Consider the following 17606-nt stretch of genomic DNA (forward strand, 5'->3'; position numbering starts at 1 on the left):
AGGCCAATCCTCGCGGCGGGTGGTGTTGCAACAGCTTGCCGCGCATCGCGCGTCAGATGCCCTCGACGACCACCATCTCGGCGTCTGCCACCTGCTGGCGGATCGCCGCGGCTATCTGGTACTCGGGCGAATTGTAACAGTCGACGGCGGCCTGCAGCGTCGGAAACTCGATGACCACGTTGCGGGCGCGAACCCCGCCTTCCAGGCGCTCGAATTGACCGCCTCGGGCAAGGAAGTTGGCACCGTATTTCTCGAAGGCAGGCTTTGCCGCCGCCACATAGTCTTTATAGCGTTCCGGGTCCCGCACATCGACCCGCGCGATCCAGTATCCCTTTGCCATGCTGAACTCCTCGTCTTCAGGCATCAAAAGCAGACGGGGGTGTTACTTCCGGCAAATCCAGAGCGAGGTCAAGCGCAACGGTTGCGGAAGCGGGCGATAGGCGCGACGGATCGCCTGCCTGTTGCAAGAGGGTGTCAGGATCAGCGCGAAAGCGCGCCGGTCATCTCGTCGAGAATGCCGCGGGCGGCGGCGAGCGGGTCTGCTGCTGCGACGATTGGGCGCGCGACGACCAGGTGGCTCGATCCGGCCTTCAGGGCATCGGCAGGTGTCATGACGCGTTTCTGGTCGCCCTTGTCGCTGCCGGCCGGACGAATGCCCGGTGTCACCAGCGCCATGTCGGGGCCGATGATCTTGCGCACGGCTGAGGATTCCTCGGCCGAGCAGACGATGCCGCCCATGCCGGCGATGCGCGCCTGTTCGGCCCGGCGCAGCACCAGCGTATGCGGGTCGTATTCGTAGCCGGCGTCGATCACGTCCTGCTCGTCCATCGAGGTGAGAACCGTGACGCCGAGCAGGCAGAGATCCGATCCCTTCGCCGCCTCGACGGCCGCCTTCATCGCCTTGGGATAGGCATGCAGGGTCAGCATCGACATGCCCATCTTGACGATGTTCTCCACGCCCTTGGCGACCGTGTTGTCGATGTCGAGCAGCTTCATGTCGAGGAAGACCTTCTTGCCGCCTGCGGCCAGATCGCGGGCGAACTCGAGGCCGCCGGCAAACACCAGCTGGTAGCCGATCTTGTAGAAGGCCACGTCGTCACCGAGCGTGGTGACGATCTTTTCGGCCTCTGCGATTGTCGGAAGATCCAGGCCGACGATCAGTCGGTCACGTGCGGTCTCGGTCATGTCGCGGTCACCCCTGCCAGAATTCCATCGGGGTCCAGTCGCATGTGAGGGCACGATCCGCAAGGCGGAATGCGAAGAGATTGCCGCCGCCGCCACCCTTCTGGTCGGCGCTCCGGCTGATGGCGCTAGCACCCAGCTTGCACTTCAAGAGGGTGCCGACGCCGCCATGGCCGACGAAAGCGATGGGGATATCAGGGTCGTGTTCATCGAGAATACGAAAGACGGCAGCCGAAATACGGGCCTGCGCGTCGATGGCGCGTTCCCAGCCGTTGAAACTCTCATCCGGGTTGGCAAAGAACCAGTCCGCCGCCTTCTCGAATTCGGGAGGCGGCAGGAAGCCGGTGGCCGAACGATCGTTTTCGGCCATCGTCTCGTCGATTTCGACCGCGATGCCGGCAGCGCCGGCCAGAAGATTCGCGGTCTCGATCGCCTTGGTTTCGTCGCTCGAAACGATCCGCCCGAGCGTTCTAACCCAGGGCTGCTGCGCCGTTATCTCCGCTCGTGCATGTCCGATTTCCGACAGTCCCCATTTCGGCACAGGCACTGCCGGATCGATCTGCACCTGCGGGTGCGTGATATACAGGCCGAACAACGTTGTGCTCCGTCAGTGCGCCTTACGGTAGACCCAAAGCTGGGCCGGAGGGATGTTGCGCACCACGAAGTCGAGATGCTGGATACTGTAGCGGTCGGGCATGGCAACGACCGGCGACAGCGGACCATAGGAGATCTGAACGACAGGTCGGCCGATCGGCATGCGGGACAAGAGATCCTCGATCAGCTCGACGCGACGGTACATCGGGAAATTGAGCAACGGCACGGCGGAAATGACACTGTCGAAGGTTCGGTCCTTCATCGCGCCAAGCGTGTGCTTCAGATCGAACGCGTCGCCATTGATGAAGTTGACGTTGGCGTAGTTCGCCTTGAGCTGCTGGTAGAAGTCGGTGGAGTATTCGACCGACACCAGATCTTCCGGTGCGACGCCACGCTCCAGGATCGCCTTGGTGATGACGCCGGTGCCGGGCCCGAGCTCCAGAACCGGCAGTCCCGAATGGGGATCGATGACGCTCGCCATGCGCCGGGCGGTGACGGAAGATGTCGGCAGGATGGCCCCGACCGCCTTCGCATTGCTCATCCACCCTTTGAAGAAACGGATCTCCTCGTCGAATTTCCGGCCAAGCCGTTCCTTCACCTTCACGCGCAAATTCATTGAACCCCTCAAAACCGTCGTCCTCTCATACGGATCGTCCGGTCTCGCTGATTCGAGCGGGGCGCGGACATTGTGAATATAATGTGATCCCATCTGCGGCAAAAACAAGTCTGTCTACGCCTGAAAGCGTCGTCTTATCAACAACGCACGCATATCGGCGCCAACAAAAAACCCGCCACGCGGGGCGTGACGGGTCGCTTTCTTCATCGCGGCACGGGCGACTAAACCCGCATCGGCATCAATACGTAGAGCGCGTCTTCGGCCGCCAGATCGCGCACCAGCGTCGGCGAGCCCGGGTCGGCCAGCATGAATATGGCGTCGGTTCCGGTCAGCTGCGAGGTGATGTCGAGCAGGTACTTGGCGTTGAAGCCGATTTCGAGCGGGTCGTGGTCGTAGCCGACCGGCAGCTCTTCGGTCGCACTGCCCGAATCCGGGTTGTTGACCGTCAGCGTCATCTGGCCGTCGGTCAGCGCCAGCTTCACGGCGCGTCCGCGCTCGGAGGAAATCGTCGAAACGCGGTCGACGGCCTGGGCGAAGGACTGGCAGTCGACGCGCAGTTCCTTGTCGTTATTGGCCGGGATGACGCGCTGGTAATCCGGGAAGGTGCCGTCGATCAGCTTTGAGGTCATCACGATCGAGCCGATCGTCAGGCGGATCTTCGCGTCCGAGACTTCGACCGTCACGACGATATCGGGATTGTCGAGCAGCTTCTGCAATTCGCTGACGGTCTTGCGCGGAATGATGATGCCCGGCATGCCCTCGGAACCGGACGGCGCCTCGACGTCGGCGCGCGCAAGGCGGTGGCCGTCGGTGGCCACGGCGCGAAGCTTCAGATCGCCCTTGCTTTCGACCGTGTGCACGAAGATGCCGTTGAGATAGTAGCGGGTTTCCTCGGTCGAGATCGCAAACTGTGTCCGGTCGATCAGCATCTTGAGGTCGGTCGCCTTCAGGCGGAACGTGTGGGAGAAGGTGCCGGCCGTCAGGTCGGGGAAGTCGGATTGCGGCAGGCACTGCAGCGAGAACTTCGATCGGCCCGACTGGACCGTCATCGCCGTGCCCTCGGCGTTGGTCGCAAGCAACACTTCAGAGCCATCGGGCAGCTTGCGCACGATGTCGTAAAGCAGATGTGCCGGAACGGTCGTGGCGCCAGCCTGCTCCACCTGCGCCGGCGTCGCCTCGGTGATCTCGAGGTCGAGGTCGGTCGCCTTCATTTCGAGGCTGGCACCGTCGGAGCGCAACAGGACGTTCGAGAGGATCGGGATCGTGTTGCGCCGTTCGACCACGCGGTGAACGTGGTTCAGCGACTTCAGAAGATTGGACCGCTCGAGAGTAATGCGCATGGGATGCTACCGCTTTCAACCGTTGCTCGGCGGGCGAGGCTCCCGCCGCAGCGTCAACTGCGAGTGTCCCGGCCGACCGACCGGAAGGATGTGGACCGGCAAAATGGCAGAAACATCGCCTGAAAAGCAAGGGGTTTGACGGGCGCTGTCCCCAGATGACACGCAGACCTGTCGCGTCGCGCCCTTGCCCTGCCATGTCGGCTCACTCATAAAGGCTGAAACCGGTCGGCCGGCACAGTCATCAGGAAGCTGCAGTTGGAAAAACACAAGACGTCGGACGCCACGGACGGGCAGAAGCAGCGCAGCTACCGCCTGCACAATGCCAACATTCCCGCGCGCCCGCTCGATGTCGCACTCTATCTGGTGGCGACGCCGATCGGCAATTTAGGTGACATCACCCTGCGCGCACTGGAAACACTGGCCGGCGCCGACGTGCTCGCTTGCGAGGACACGCGCGTCACCCGTGTGCTGCTCGACCGCTATGGTATCGTCAATCGGCCCTATGCCTACCACGAGCACAATGCCGACGAGGTCGGCCCGCGGCTGCTGGCCGCTCTTTCAGAGGGTCGTTCGGTGGCGCTCGTCTCCGATGCCGGCACGCCGCTGGTCTCCGACCCGGGCTACAGGCTAGGGCAGCTGGCGATCGAGGCCGGCTACCGCGTCGTGCCGATCCCCGGCGCCTCGGCGCCGCTCGCGGCTCTTGTCGGCTCCGGCCTTCCCAACGACGCCTTTCTCTTTGCCGGCTTCCTGCCGACCAAGGACAAGGCCAAGCGCGACCGGCTGCAGGAGCTGGCGAGGGTCCCGGCGACGCTGTTGTTTTTCGAATCGCCGCACCGGATCGCGGCCACCGTAGCGGCTGCCGCCGCCGTGCTCGGCGAAGACAGAAGGGCGACGGTCTGCCGCGAACTGACCAAGACGTTCGAGGAGTTCCGCCGTGGCACGCTCGGCGAACTCAAAGCGTTCTATGACGACGCCGGGGCGGTCAAGGGCGAGATCGTCTTCGTCATCGGCCCGCCGGACGCGCCGCCGGAACCGGAGGCGGCCGACGTCGACGCGCTGCTCGTCCGGTTGATCGCCGATATGTCGACCGGCAAGGCGGCGACCGAAGCCGCAAAACAGACGGGGATTCCGCGCAAGGAACTTTACGACCGTCTGCTGGAACTCAAGGACCGCGATGGCGACTGACGGGCCCGATCGGCGGAAGGTAAGCGCCCAGAGGCGCGGTCGGTTCGCGGAATATCGCGCCGCCCTCTGCCTGCTGTTGAAGGGCTACCGCATCATCGCCATGCGTCATCGCACCAAACTGGGCGAAATCGATATCATCGCCCGCAGAGGTGACCTCATCGCTTGCGTCGAGGTCAAGGCCAGGCGCTCGGCAGATGCGGGCGTCTTTGCAGTCACCGCCACGGCGCAGCATCGCATCCGCGCCGCCAGCGATCTCTGGCTCGCGCGCCAGCCCGATTTCGCCAGACTCTCCGTCCGATACGACATCATTACTGTGACGCCCTGGCGCTGGCCGCGGCATCTCCCGGATGCATTCTGAACGGGCGGCAATGAGAGAAAATGATCGCGCTGTTCCGTCGGCGCCGGCTCGTGGAACATATTCGCGAATTTGTAATCGTCCCGACATAAAAGCGTTACCGGCCTGTCACTGAAGGCCACTAGTCCACTGCCATCCGCAATCCGGTGGAGAGGACCAGTCATGTTCAAGAAAATTTCACTCGCAGCCATCACCCTCGCTTTTTCGGCAACCTCGTCGCTTGCCGCAACCAATATTACCTGGTGGCACGGCATGGCCGGCCGCAACGGCGAGGTCATCAACGAGATCTCCCAGAAGTTCAACGAAGCCCAGAGCGCCTGCGCGCTGACCCCGGTTTCCAAGGGCACCTATGAGGAAGCGCTCGCTTCCGGCATCGCCGCATTCCGTTCGGGCGAACAGCCCAACATCCTGCAGGTCTTCGACGCGGGCGCCGCGACCATCATCAACGCCAAGGGCGCCGTCGTTCCCGCCGAAGACCTGATCATCAAGGCCGGCCACAATTTCGACCGCAACGCCTTCATCGATGGGGTGCGCTACTTCTATGCCGACAGCGAAGGTAAGTTCGTCGGCATGCCGTTCAACTCCTCGGCCCCGATCATGTACGTCAACGACGAGGCCCTGAAGAAGGCCGGCGTCGAAGCGCCGAAGACCTGGGAAGAGTTCGAGGCCGCTGCACCCAAGCTGAAGGCTGCCGGCTACATCCCGCTCGTCCAATCGCAGCTGACCTGGCAGTTCACAGAGAACTTCTTCTCGCGCAACAACATCCAGTTCGCCACCAACAACAACGGTTACGACAGCGTGGTCGATACCAAGCTGAAGGTCACCGACCCGAACCTCATCATGATGTTCGACAAGCTCAAGGCCTGGAAGGACGAAGGCTACTTCGCCTTTTACGGCGCCGGCTGGAACGACAACCAGAAGGTCTTCGAAGAAGGCAAGGCCGCATTCTGGATCGGTTCGTCCGGTTCGTTCGGCGGCCTGCAGAAGACGGCGCAGATGCCGTTCTCGGCAACCTTCCTGCCCTACTGGAACGCCATCGAAGGCGCCGGCACCAATTCGTTCATCGGCGGTGCTGCCCTGTTTGCGATGTCAGGCAAGACGGACGAGGAAAACAAGTGCGTCGCCGACTTCTTCCAGTTCCTGACTTCGCCCGAGATCCAGTACTTCTACCACAAGGCAACCGGCTACGTGGCGATCACCAAGGCAGCCTACGAGCTTGCCCAGAAGGACGGCTACTACAAGGAAAAGCCGGTCGCGGAAGTCGGCATCAAGCAGTTGATACTGCCGGCTGGTGACTGGTCGAAGGGCTACCGCCTTGGCTTCTACCCGCAGATCCGCGAGATCATGGAGCGCGAATACGGCCGCATCTTCTCCGGTGAAACCACGGTGAAAGACGCCTTCGACACCATCGAGAAGGAAGGCAACGACCTGCTCGCCCGCTTCGCCAAGACGGCCGGCTGATCTCGATGACAACTGGAACGGAAAGCCTCCCCGCGCTGCGGGGAGGGACTGCAACGGATGGGCGTCGTTCTGGCGTCCTCCGGCTGTTTGGCGGCAAGGCGAAGGGCGGCGAAGAGGCTGCCAAGCGCGTGCAGTTCTCCTCGCCCTATCTGCCCTATCTCTTTCTGGCGCCGCAGCTGGCGATCATCTTCGTGTTCTTCTACTGGCCGTCGATCCAGGCGATCCAGTCGTCCTTCTATCTGGAAGATCCGTTCGGCTTCGGCTCGACCTTCGTCGGCATGGCGAACTATACCGACGTGCTGACATCAGGCGAGTATCTGGGCATCGCGCGCTTCACGGCGATCTTCACCGCGCTCGTCACGTTCTTCGCGCTGTCGATCGGCCTGCTGCTCGCCGTCAAGGCGGATGGCGTCATCCGCGGCAATGCCACCTACAAGACGTTGCTGATCTGGGTCTATGCGATCGCGCCGCCGGTTGCCGGCCTCATCGGCATGATGTTCTTCGACCAGCATATCGGCCCGATCGTCGAGCTGGCGCGCTGGTTCGGCTGGGAGATCAAGGTCGGTATCAACTATTTCGATACCGCCTTCGCGATGATCGTCGTCTCGGTCTGGAAGCAGATCCCCTACAACTTCATCTTCTTCCTCTCCGGCCTGCAGGGCATTCCGGTGGCGGTGCGCGAGGCGGCGGCGATGGATTGCCGCTCCGGCTTCCGTCGCTTCTGGACGGTGATCCTGCCCCTCTTGGCGCCGACGGCCTTCTTTCTTCTGATCATCAACGTCACATATGCGCTGTTCGACACCTTCGGCGTCATCGACGTCATGGTGAAGGACAAGGCGGCCAACAACCCGATCACCCTTGTCTACAAGGTCTACATGGATGGTTTCCGCGGCAACGATCTCGGCGGCTCCTCCGCGCAATCGGTCATCCTGATGCTCATCGTCTTCGTGCTCACCATTTTCCAGTTCCGCTTCATCGAGCGGCGCGTGCACTACAATTGAGGCGGGGCCGATGTATCGCACCAAGTTCTTCGACCACGTCATCCTGCTCTTCGGCGTCTTCATCATGGTGGCGCCCGTCGTCGTCGCCTTCATGACCTCGACGCACGAGGCGGCCGATATCCACCGCAACGGCCTCAGCCTCACCTGGGGCGGCCATTTCGTCGAGACCTACGAGACCGTGCTCACCCGCAAGGGCGGCTTCACCGGCAAGATCACCGGCCTCAACATGATGATGAACTCGATGATCCTTGGCCTAGGCTTCGCGCTCGGCAAGATCGTCCTGTCGATGCTGGCCGCCTATGCGATCGTCTATTTCCGCTTCCGGCTCGGCACCTTCTTCTTCTGGATCATCTTCACGACGCTGCTGCTGCCGCTCGAAGTGCGCATTCTTCCGTCCTACGAAGTAATGAACACGCTGAAGCTGACCAACACCTATACCGGCCTGATCGTGCCACTGCTGGCATCGGCCACGGGCACGTTCTATTTTCGGCAGTTCTTCAAATCGGTGCCGGATGAGCTGCTGGAGGCGGCGCGCATCGATGGCGCCGGGCCGTTCAAGTTCTTCATCGACGTGCTGGTGCCGCTGTCGCGCACGATGATGGCGGCGATCTTCATCATCATGTTCGTCTATGGCTGGAACCAGTATCTCTGGCCGACATTGATGACCACCGACGAAGGCTTCTTCACGCTGGTGCGCGGCATCAAGCAGATCCTGCTCGTCTGGGTCGGCTCGAACATCCCCGATTACAACGAGGCCTTTGCGCTGGCGATCCTCGCCATGCTGCCGCCGGTGCTGATCGTGGTGATCTTCCAGCGCTGGTTCATCAAGGGCCTGACGGAAAGCGACAAGTAGAAAGCTGAGCGGCGGGATCGTCTTTGCCGCTCCCTCAAACGCAATTTTACCAATGGAGGCAGCCATGGCGGCCATCACCATAGCCGAGGTCTCGAAGATCTATACCGGCAACGTCGAGGCGGTGAAATCCGTCTCGATCGACATCGAGGACGGCGAATTCATCGTGCTGGTCGGCCCGTCCGGCTGCGGCAAGTCCACGCTCTTGCGCATGGTCGCAGGCCTCGAAGGCATCTCGAAGGGCACGGTTAAGATCGGCTCGCGCGTCATCAACGAGGTCGATCCGGCCGAGCGCGACATCGCCATGGTCTTCCAGAACTATGCGCTCTACCCGCATATGACCGTCTACCAGAACCTTGCCTACGGCCTGAAGAACCGCAAGACGCCGAAGGCCGAGATCGACGCCCGCGTCGCGGAAGCCGCGCGCATGCTGGAAATCGAACCCTATCTCGACCGCAAGCCGCGCGCGCTTTCCGGCGGCCAGCGCCAGCGTGTGGCCATGGGCCGCGCCATCGTGCGCAAGCCCGCCGCCTTCCTCTTCGACGAACCCCTGTCGAACCTCGACGCCAAGCTGCGTGTGTCCATGCGCGGCGAGATCAAGCGGCTGCAGAAGCGCCTCGGCACCACGTCGCTCTATGTCACGCACGACCAGCTCGAGGCGATGACGCTCGCCGACCGGCTGGTGGTGCTGAACGGCGGCCGCATCGAGCAGATCGGCCGCCCGCTCGAAGTCTATCACCGCCCGGCCTCGACCTTCGTCGCGAGTTTCATCGGCTCGCCGGCCATGAACCTGATCAAGGGCCGCATCGAAGGCGCGCGCCTGCATATTGGCGCTTACCGGATCGACCTTGGCGATCGTGCCCCGGCCGAGGGGGGGGCAGTGACCGTCGGCCTGCGCGCCGAGGATCTACGACTGGCCGGCGTCGGCGAGGATGCGATGCTGTTCCAGGTCGATTATGTCGAGGAACTGGGTGCGCAGCGCCTCGTTCACGGCACCATCGAGGATCAGGCGCTGACGCTGGCGCTGTCTCCCGAAGTCTCCTTGTCGGGCGATCTCGCCGTGACGATTGCCACCGACCGCCTGCATTTCTTCTCGCCCGAAAACGGCAAGCGACTGGAGCGCGGCGCGTCCTTCGCCAATAGTGGCGAAAGCGCACGTCCCCTCAGTCTGGAGCCGGCATGGTGATCGAAGAGACTGTCAGCCAACTTGCCGTTCCATCGCAGGAAACCCGCGCCGGCTTCATCAAGATCGAACGTTCGATTGCAGCCCATGACGCCGTGATGGCGGCGTTGCCGGAGATGAACAGCATCGAGATCGGCGGGGCGCCGTCATCGACCGCGCCGCTTGCCTTCCCGTTTGCCGTTGCCGCATGGAACCTGGAGCGCTGCCTGTTTGCGCCGGAAAGTGCGGCCCATCTGGCGGCAACCGGTGCCCCTGTCGTGCTGCTCTCGGAAATGGACGATGGCATGGCCCGCACCGGTCAGCGCCACCCAACGGCCGAGGTCGCTACCATCCTTCAGATGGAGTATGGCTATGGCGTCGAGTTCATCGAGCTTGGCCTCGGCTCCGATACGGAGTTGGAATTCTGCAAGGACGACTTCAACGAGAAGGGCTTTCACGGCAACGCGCTGATGGCGTCAGTGCCGCTCGGCCGACCGTTCATGCTCCGCCTCTGGGGCGAGCGGCTCTGGTTTATGGATGGCGGCGACCAGCCGCGCGTCGGCGAACGTTTTGCCATCGGTGCCGTGATCGAGACGGAAGCCGGGCCCTTCGTTGCCGTTTCCACCCATCTCGAAAGCGCCACCACGGCCCCCTATCGCGAGCGACAGGTGAAGGAACTCATCGATACCATCGATGAAGCCTTCCCGGGCAAGCCCGTTCTGATCGGCGGCGACCTCAACACCGGCAACCATGCCGGCGGCAATTTCGAGGCCGAAGGGTTGTTTGCCATGAGTGCGGCACGCGGCTTCACCCGCCATGGCGGGTCGCTCGATGCGATGACCACCCGGCCCAGCCTGATCACGCGCTGGCCGGAGCGGGCGATGAAGCTCGACTGGTTCCTGTCGCGCGGGTTGAAGATCGGCGAAAGCCGGATCATTCCCTCGCTCGACGCAAACGGCCGCCCACTGTCCGATCATGATCTCATCACCTGCGTCGTCGAGGGCTTCGAGTAGCCTTGCCTAAGCCGGGTCCGCATTCTACATGTTGCGGGCTTTTTCAAATGGGGACGGGAAGATGGCGAAAATCGTCAATGTCGGGGTCCAGATGGACCATGTGTCGGGCATCAACATCGCAGGCGATTCCACCTTCGCGATGAGCCTGGAGGCACAGGCCCGCGGCTACCGGCTCTTCCACTATACCCCGGAGAAGCTGTCGCTGCGCGATGGCAAGGTTTTCGCGACTGCGCAGCAGATGACGCTACGCGACGTCAAGGGCGATCACTTCACGCTCGGCGAGCCCGAGCGGCTCGATCTGGCGTCGATGGATGTAATCCTGCTGCGCCAGGATCCGCCTTTCGACATGGCCTACATCACCTCGACGCACCTGCTCGAGCGCCTGCACCCGAAGACGCTTGTCGTCAACGACCCGGCCTGGGTGCGCAATTCGCCGGAAAAGATCTTCGTCACCGAATTCGCCGACCTGATGCCGAAAACGCTGATCACCCGCGATCCCGCCGAGATCGCGCGGTTCCGCGAAGAGATGGGCGACATCATCCTGAAGCCGCTCTATGGCAATGGCGGCGCCGGCGTGTTCCACTCGGCGCGTGACGACCGCAACATGTCGTCGCTCTTGGAAATGTTCGGCCAGATGTTCCGTGAACCCTTCATTGCCCAGGAGTATCTGCCGGCGGTGCGCAAGGGCGACAAGCGCATCCTGCTCGTCGACGGCGAGCCGGTGGGAGCGATCAACCGCGTGCCGGCTGAACACGACGCCCGCTCCAACATGCATGCCGGCGGCCGGCCCGAGCCGACCGAACTGACGGCACGGGAGAAGGAAATCTGCGCTCGCATCGCCCCGGCGCTGAAGGAGCGCGGCTTCCTCTTCGTCGGCATCGACGTCATCGGCGACTACATGACCGAGATCAACGTGACGTCGCCGACCGGCATCCGCGAAGTCAAGAAGTTCGGCGGCGCCGATGTTTCCAGCCTGCTGTGGGACGCGATCGAGCGCAAGCGCGCCTGACACATGCCGCGCAGAAGCGTGGAGCGGTATTGCGATAACGATATGCACGAACACAGGACCGTGCTCTAAGCGGACCTGAGGGATCGCAAGGCAAGGGCAGTGCCTCGACCATTCATCCGGTTTCCGGTCGGACCCCGCCACCCGAGGTGGGTGACCTTCGATGAAAGCGATGTTCTATTATTGTTCTTGTTTTTGTGCGTGTTCCGTGCAAGATTTTCCGTTGCAACCAAGAGGGTTGCGGCGGCGCGGCGGCCGCCCTTGTCGAAGAGGCGGTCATGGTTGCGCGTGTCAGTACGGTGGCATTCCAGGGAATAGAAGGTGTGCCGGTCGACGTTCAGGTGATGGTTGCGCCGGGGCGGGTCGGCATGCAGATCGTCGGGCTACCGGACAAGGCTGTCGCAGAAAGCCGCGAGCGCGTTCAGGCGGCCCTTCATGCATCCGGTCTGGCGCTGCCGGCCAAGAAAGTTACGGTCAATCTCGCGCCTGCGGACCTGCCGAAGGAAGGCAGCCATTTTGATCTCGCAATTGCGCTGGGGCTGATGGCGGCACTTGGCGCGATACCGGGAGACGCACTGAACGGCTATGTGGTGATCGGCGAGCTTAATCTCGACGGCACGGTTGCGGCGGTTGCCGGCGCACTGCCGGCCGCAATCGGCGCCAACGCGGTTGGTAAGGGGTTGATCTGCCCGGCCGAAAGCGGACCGGAGGCAGCCTGGGCCGGCGCCGACATCGATATTCTCGCCCCGCGCAGCCTGATCGCCATCGCCAATCATTTCAGGGGAACTCAGGTGCTTTCCCGTCCCGAACCGGCCATTCGCGCCGGTGCTGCCGATTTGCCCGATCTTGCCGATATCAAGGGGCAGGAGAGTGCCAAGCGCGCGCTCGAAGTGGCGGCGGCCGGCAACCACAATCTGTTGATGATCGGTCCGCCGGGCTCGGGCAAGTCGATGCTGGCTTCGCGCCTGCCGTCGATCCTGCCGCCGTTGACGCCGGCCGAACTGCTCGAAGTCTCGATGATCCATTCGATTGCCGGTCAGCTGCCGGGCGGCAAACTGTCCGATCGGCGGCCGTTCCGCACCCCGCACCATTCCGCCACCATGGCGGCGATGATCGGCGGCGGCCTCAGGGCAAAACCCGGCGAGGCTTCGCTTGCCCATAATGGCGTCTTGTTTCTCGACGAGTTTCCCGAGTTTACGCCGCAGGTGCTCGATGCCTTGCGTCAGCCGCTCGAAACGGCCGAATGCATCATTGCCCGCGCCAATCATCGGGTCAGCTATCCCGCCGCAATCCAGCTGGTGGCAGCGATGAACCCCTGCCGGTGCGGCATGGCGGGTGAGCCCGGGCGTTCCTGCGCCCGTGGCCCGCGCTGCATGAGCGATTACCAGGCGCGCATCTCCGGCCCGCTAATGGACCGGATCGATCTGCGCATCGACGTGCCGGCCGTCAGCGCTGCCGACCTGATCCGGCCGATGGCGGCGGAGGCCAGCGCGGCCGTGGCAAAACGTGTCGCCCGTGCCCGCGAATTGCAGATTGATCGTTTCATCGCGCTCGGCAGTCGTGAACCCACAAGCAACGCCCGCTGCTCGACGGCGATGATCGAGCGCATTGCCGAGCCCGATGCGTCGGGGCTGCAGTTGTTGCGGGACGCGGCCGAGAAGCTGAAGTTTTCCGCACGCGGCTATCACCGTGTCCTGAAGGTTGCGCGCACGCTTGCCGATCTCGACGGGGCGGCGACGGTCGGTCGCGTTCATCTTGCCGAGGCGATCTCCTACCGGATCGCCGGCGAACGTCTGCAGGCGGCGGCATAAGGCTATCGTCGAATGCGTCGGCATTTCGCCGCCCTTGTTTTCATGCTGCTGTCTGCCGCTCAATCTCGAGCAACAAAAAGGGCGCCGCGGCGCCCTTTCGTGCATCATCTATAGCAAGACGCTTACGCGCCAAGACCTTCGAAAAGGACCGTCGAAAGATACCGTTCGGCAAAGGATGGGATGATGACGACGATGGTCTTGCCGGCGTTTTCCTCGCGCTGGCCGATCTCGATGGCGGCGGTCAGTGCTGCACCCGAGGAGATGCCGACCGGCACGCCTTCGAGTCTGGCAACCAGCCGGGCGATCTCGACGGCTTCGGCGCTGTTGACGGTCACGACTTCATCATAGATGCCGGTGTCGAGGATGGCGGGTGCAAAGCCGGCGCCGATGCCCTGGATCTTGTGCGGACCGGGGTTGCCGCCCGAAAGGACCGGCGATTCCTCCGGCTCGACCGCGATTACCTTGATCGACGGCTTGCGTGCCTTCAGGACCTGGCCGGCGCCGGTGATGGTGCCGCCGGTACCGATGCCGGAGACGAAAATGTCGACAGCACCTTCGGTGTCGTTCCAGATTTCCTCGGCGGTCGTCTTGCGGTGGATTTCCGGGTTGGCCGGGTTTTCGAATTGCTGCGGGATGATGGCATCTGGCAGGGTCTCGACCAGTTCCTGCGCCTTGGCAATCGCACCCTTCATGCCCTTGGCGCCTTCGGTCAGCACCAGTTCGGCGCCAAGCAGCGCCAGCATCTTGCGGCGCTCGACCGACATGGTTTCGGGCATGGTCAGGATCAGCTTGTAGCCCTTGGCGGCGGCGACGAAGGCAAGCGCGATGCCGGTATTGCCCGAGGTCGGCTCCACCAGCGTGGTGCGACCAGGTACGATCTTGCCCTGCGCTTCCAGGCTCTCGATCATGGCGACGCCGATGCGGTCCTTGACCGAAGCGATTGGGTTGAAGAATTCGAGCTTGGCGAGAAGGTTGGCCTTCACGCCCTTTTCCTTGGCAAGCTTGTCGAGCCGCACGATGGGAGTGTCGCCGATCGTTTCCGTGATCGAAGAGTAGACGCGGCCGCGGCCGGGCTTGCGCGTGTCAGACATTGAGTTTCTCCCTTGGGTTCGATCTGTTTGGTTGTGACAATAGGGACAATGCTCGTTCTATTCCAGAACGGTAACCACGACACGGCGATCCGCCGGAGGAAAAAAGACCGGCATGAGTGCTGTCCAGGGAATGTTTTTTCAGGCGGCCCGAGTGGCGATATAGGCGGCCGTGCCGGCGAGCACGCCTGCGGCAACGCGGTTCAGCGCCTGCAACGCCTTCGGCTGCTTGAGCAACGTGCGCGCCCTTGCCGCGAGCAGGATATAGGGCAGGAGCACGGTCAAAAGCACGAGGAATGTGGCGATCAGCAACAGACCGTATTCGCGCGGCCCGATCACCGCGATGTCGATCAGCGTCGGCACCAGCGCCACGTAAAACAGCATGGTCTTCGGGTTGCCGAGCGTGACGAGCAGGCCGGAAAGGAACGACATCGACACGCTCTTCGACGTTTTCGCCTTGATGTCCTGTGGCAACAGGCCTGATGTCCAGAGCTTCCAGGCGATATAGCCGAGATAGAGCACGCCGGCGAACTTGACGATCAGGAAGGCGGTCGTGAAGGTCTGGGCGATCAGCGCCAGGCCAAGCACCACGGCGGTCAGGTACACCATGTCGCCGACGATCAGGCCGAGCCCCATGAAGAAGGTCTCGCGAAAGCCCGAGCCGAGCGCCCGCGCGACGAGCGCGGTCACGCCGGGGCCGGGAATGATGGCCGCGATGAACAGAGCGCCACTATAGGCAAGCAGGGCTGCAAGCGTCATGATCGTTCCTCAAGGGTGGCGATGCCGTTTTTTAGCGCAGGGCGTCGAAAATGGAAATCGGGATCCTCGCGTCGAAGACGATTTCGCGACAAAATTGATCGGGTGACAAGTCCACCATTGCCCGGGTTCGGCAGATGCGTAGAGCTTTGCCTTGCGGCGACCTTTGCGCGTGAGGCGCGGGGCGGCGTAGGAAATTCCGCAACAAAGGCGCCCTTATGCCCGAGCTCCAGAACCTCCTCGGCTTTGCCCTCATCGCCCTCGGCATGGTGCTGACACCAGGGCCGAACATGATCTACCTGATCTCCCGCTCGATCACCCAGGGGCCGGCCGCGGGCCTGATTTCGCTTGGCGGCGTTGCGCTCGGCTTTGTCGTCTACATGATCTCCGCAGCCCTCGGCATCACCGCGCTGCTCATTGCCGTGCCTTTCGCCTATGACGCCCTGCGGCTGGCCGGTGCCGCCTATCTCGTCTATCTCGCCTGGCAGGCGGTCCGGCCCGGCGGGCGCTCGCCGTTCCAGGTCAAGACCCTGCCGAAGGACGGCCCGCGCAAGCTGTTCCTGATGGGCTTCCTGACGAGCCTCTTGAACCCCAAGGTCGCCGTCCTCTATCTCTCGCTCTTGCCGCAGTTCATCCGCCCTGATGCGGGCAACGTCTTGGCGCAGTCGATGATTTTCGGCTCGATCCAGATCGCCACGAGCGTGACGGTCAATGCGATGATCGCGCTTGCCGCAAGCTCCATCGCCACCTTTCTGGCCGGTCGTCCGCTGTTCATGGTGGTGCAGCGCTGGGCCATGGGCACGGCTCTGTTCGGCTTTGCTGTCAGCATGGCCGCCGAAGCGCGCCGCTGAGGGATAAGGCCCGTCAGGCTTCAGACCAGGTCTTGCCGCATGCCACCTCGCGGTGCCACGCGGCGTGACTTTCCTATTCGAACATCGGCCGCATGAAGCTGCGCTCATAGCTGACGATGCAGCGCGTCTTTTCGCCGTAGGCGAAGGCTTCCAGGCATTCCGGATCCCTCGCCATTTTCTCGCGATAGATCTCGTATTCGGCGAGACTGGGGAACGTGAAGAGCGCCAGCGCGATGTTGTTGGCGCCCTCGTGCGGCATGAAATAGCCGTGGTGGGTGCCGCCGAGCCGGTTGACCAGTGGTATCCAGAGCTTGGCGTAGTGTTCGAACTCGGCCAGCTTGTAGGGGTCGATAACGTATTTCAGGTAGCAGGTGATCATGCGGTTCTCCCTTCGCCTCTCCGCTTGATAGGGGAGGGCAGCCGAAGTTTCCAGCCGAGATTCATGCCCGCGGCAGCCAGCAGGATGGCGATCGATCCGAGGATCTGGATCGGCTGCAGCGCATGGCCGAAGGCGAGGCGGTCGACGACGATGGCGGCGATCGGGTAGATGAAGGACAAGGCCCCGGTCATGTGCGTCGGCAGCCGCTGGATCGCGCCGTAGAGCAGCACGTACATGATGCCGGTATGGATGACGCCGACGGCAACCAGGATCGACCATTGTTCGGCGCCGGAAGGAGCGGGGGCGGCAAGAGCCATCGGCGCCAGCATCAGCGTGCCGGTGATCACCTGGATCAGCGCGATCAGGTGCGGCGGCGTTCCCTTGAGCAGCTTGGTCAAAAGCGCCGCGATCGCGTAGAAGAAGGCAGCACCGATCGAAAGCGCAATACCAACAAGGTAATCCTCCGGCGCAAAGCCGCCGCCGGGCTTGGCCGAAATGATCGCCAGCATGCCGGCAAAGGAGATCGACAGCCAGAAGACCTTGGTCGCGGTGATCTTTTCGCCGAGGAACAGGGCGCCGAGGGCCAGCAGCATGAATGGCTGGGTGTTGTAGACCATCGTCGCGATCGAGATCGAGGCATGCGAATAGGCGGCAAACAAGAGCAGCCAGTTGACGACGATGGCGACGCCGCCGGCAATCGACAGCAAGACGACCCGCCGGGTGAAATGGCGCCGGTCAAGAAGGCCGAGCATGGCCGCGATCACGACCAGCGTCACCGCGCCGAACACGCAACGCCAGAAGACGACGCTTGTCACCGGCTGACCCGACATCAGCACGAACCAGCCGATCGTGCCCGATATCAGCATCGCCGCCGTCATCTCGACACTGCCTCTCTTGATGTCTGCGCCCATGGCGATCACTCCTCGATTGATGCGCCAAGATTAATCGGCCTCATC

At 62.8% G+C, this 17606-nt stretch carries 19 protein-coding genes; 10 read left to right on the forward strand and 9 right to left on the reverse strand.

Features of this window, described 5'->3' with window-relative positions; translation table 11 throughout:
* Positions 1-52: 52 nt before the first annotated feature.
* The 5 genes from HT585_RS01245 to dnaN form a co-directional block, all read right to left on the reverse strand.
* Positions 53-340: a DUF1330 domain-containing protein gene (locus tag HT585_RS01245; RefSeq protein ID WP_176351267.1), complete on the reverse strand. Its 288-nt coding sequence runs from the start codon at positions 338-340 to the stop codon at positions 53-55.
* Between the two features lie 140 nt (positions 341-480).
* Positions 481-1185 (reverse strand): orotidine-5'-phosphate decarboxylase, encoded by a 705-nt coding sequence (pyrF, locus tag HT585_RS01250; RefSeq protein WP_176351268.1) that lies wholly within the window; start codon positions 1183-1185, stop codon positions 481-483.
* Positions 1186-1192: 7 nt separating this feature from the next.
* On the reverse strand, positions 1193-1777 hold the full coding sequence (locus HT585_RS01255) for a histidine phosphatase family protein (protein WP_176351269.1): 585 nt from the start codon (positions 1775-1777) through the stop codon (positions 1193-1195).
* 12 nt (positions 1778-1789) lie between these two features.
* On the reverse strand, positions 1790-2392 hold the full coding sequence (gene pmtA / locus HT585_RS01260; protein WP_176351270.1) for a phospholipid N-methyltransferase PmtA: 603 nt from the start codon (positions 2390-2392) through the stop codon (positions 1790-1792).
* 221 nt (positions 2393-2613) lie between these two features.
* Positions 2614-3732, reverse strand: a complete 1119-nt coding sequence (dnaN, locus tag HT585_RS01265) for a DNA polymerase III subunit beta (protein ID WP_176351271.1) — start codon at positions 3730-3732, stop codon at positions 2614-2616.
* Between the two features lie 255 nt (positions 3733-3987).
* Here dnaN and rsmI point away from each other — a divergent pair, with 255 nt between their 5' ends.
* The 9 genes from rsmI (at position 3988) to HT585_RS01310 (ending at position 13576) form a co-directional block, all read left to right on the forward strand.
* Positions 3988-4917 (forward strand): 16S rRNA (cytidine(1402)-2'-O)-methyltransferase, encoded by a 930-nt coding sequence (gene rsmI, locus HT585_RS01270; protein WP_176351272.1) that lies wholly within the window; start codon positions 3988-3990, stop codon positions 4915-4917.
* Entirely contained in the window at positions 4907-5275 is a 369-nt protein-coding gene (locus HT585_RS01275; RefSeq protein WP_176351273.1) for a YraN family protein, read from the forward strand. The genes rsmI and HT585_RS01275 overlap by 11 nt, the downstream gene beginning before the upstream one ends.
* Before the next feature lie 159 nt (positions 5276-5434).
* Positions 5435-6733, forward strand: coding sequence for an extracellular solute-binding protein (locus HT585_RS01280; RefSeq protein WP_176351274.1), 1299 nt, complete (start codon positions 5435-5437; stop codon positions 6731-6733).
* A 5-nt stretch (positions 6734-6738) separates the two neighbouring features.
* Complete coding sequence (locus HT585_RS01285; protein WP_246707547.1) at positions 6739-7734, forward strand: ABC transporter permease subunit; 996 nt, start codon at positions 6739-6741, stop codon at positions 7732-7734.
* A gap of 10 nt (positions 7735-7744) precedes the next feature.
* Positions 7745-8587, forward strand: coding sequence for a sn-glycerol-3-phosphate ABC transporter permease UgpE (gene ugpE, locus HT585_RS01290; protein WP_176351275.1), 843 nt, complete (start codon positions 7745-7747; stop codon positions 8585-8587).
* A 64-nt stretch (positions 8588-8651) separates the two neighbouring features.
* On the forward strand, positions 8652-9770 hold the full coding sequence (locus HT585_RS01295) for a sn-glycerol-3-phosphate import ATP-binding protein UgpC (RefSeq protein WP_176351276.1): 1119 nt from the start codon (positions 8652-8654) through the stop codon (positions 9768-9770).
* Positions 9767-10759 (forward strand): endonuclease/exonuclease/phosphatase family protein, encoded by a 993-nt coding sequence (locus tag HT585_RS01300; protein ID WP_176352148.1) that lies wholly within the window; start codon positions 9767-9769, stop codon positions 10757-10759. Before HT585_RS01295 ends, HT585_RS01300 begins: the two co-directional genes overlap by 4 nt.
* A gap of 61 nt (positions 10760-10820) precedes the next feature.
* Positions 10821-11768, forward strand: a complete 948-nt coding sequence (gene gshB / locus HT585_RS01305; RefSeq protein WP_176351277.1) for a glutathione synthase — start codon at positions 10821-10823, stop codon at positions 11766-11768.
* Positions 11769-12043: 275 nt separating this feature from the next.
* Positions 12044-13576, forward strand: coding sequence for a YifB family Mg chelatase-like AAA ATPase (locus HT585_RS01310; RefSeq protein ID WP_176351278.1), 1533 nt, complete (start codon positions 12044-12046; stop codon positions 13574-13576).
* 122 nt (positions 13577-13698) lie between these two features.
* Here HT585_RS01310 and cysK read toward each other — a convergent pair whose 3' ends face one another.
* Together cysK and HT585_RS01320 are read right to left on the reverse strand one after the other, a co-directional pair.
* Positions 13699-14667, reverse strand: coding sequence for a cysteine synthase A (gene cysK / locus HT585_RS01315; RefSeq protein ID WP_176351279.1), 969 nt, complete (start codon positions 14665-14667; stop codon positions 13699-13701).
* Between the two features lie 138 nt (positions 14668-14805).
* Positions 14806-15423, reverse strand: coding sequence for a LysE family translocator (locus tag HT585_RS01320; RefSeq protein WP_176351280.1), 618 nt, complete (start codon positions 15421-15423; stop codon positions 14806-14808).
* Positions 15424-15638: 215 nt separating this feature from the next.
* Here HT585_RS01320 and HT585_RS01325 point away from each other — a divergent pair, with 215 nt between their 5' ends.
* Entirely contained in the window at positions 15639-16271 is a 633-nt protein-coding gene (locus HT585_RS01325; RefSeq protein WP_176351281.1) for a LysE family translocator, read from the forward strand.
* A gap of 73 nt (positions 16272-16344) precedes the next feature.
* Here HT585_RS01325 and HT585_RS01330 read toward each other — a convergent pair whose 3' ends face one another.
* Together HT585_RS01330 and HT585_RS01335 are read right to left on the reverse strand one after the other, a co-directional pair.
* Positions 16345-16650 (reverse strand): NIPSNAP family protein, encoded by a 306-nt coding sequence (locus HT585_RS01330; RefSeq protein WP_077503050.1) that lies wholly within the window; start codon positions 16648-16650, stop codon positions 16345-16347.
* A complete protein-coding gene (locus HT585_RS01335; protein ID WP_176351282.1) occupies positions 16647-17561 on the reverse strand; it encodes a DMT family transporter in 915 nt (304 codons plus the stop codon). Before HT585_RS01335 ends, HT585_RS01330 begins: the two co-directional genes overlap by 4 nt.
* Positions 17562-17606 lie beyond the last annotated feature (45 nt).

The sequence above is a fragment of the Ensifer oleiphilus genome (assembly GCF_013371465.1).
GTDB classification, from domain to species: Bacteria; Pseudomonadota; Alphaproteobacteria; order Rhizobiales; family Rhizobiaceae; genus Ensifer; species Ensifer oleiphilus.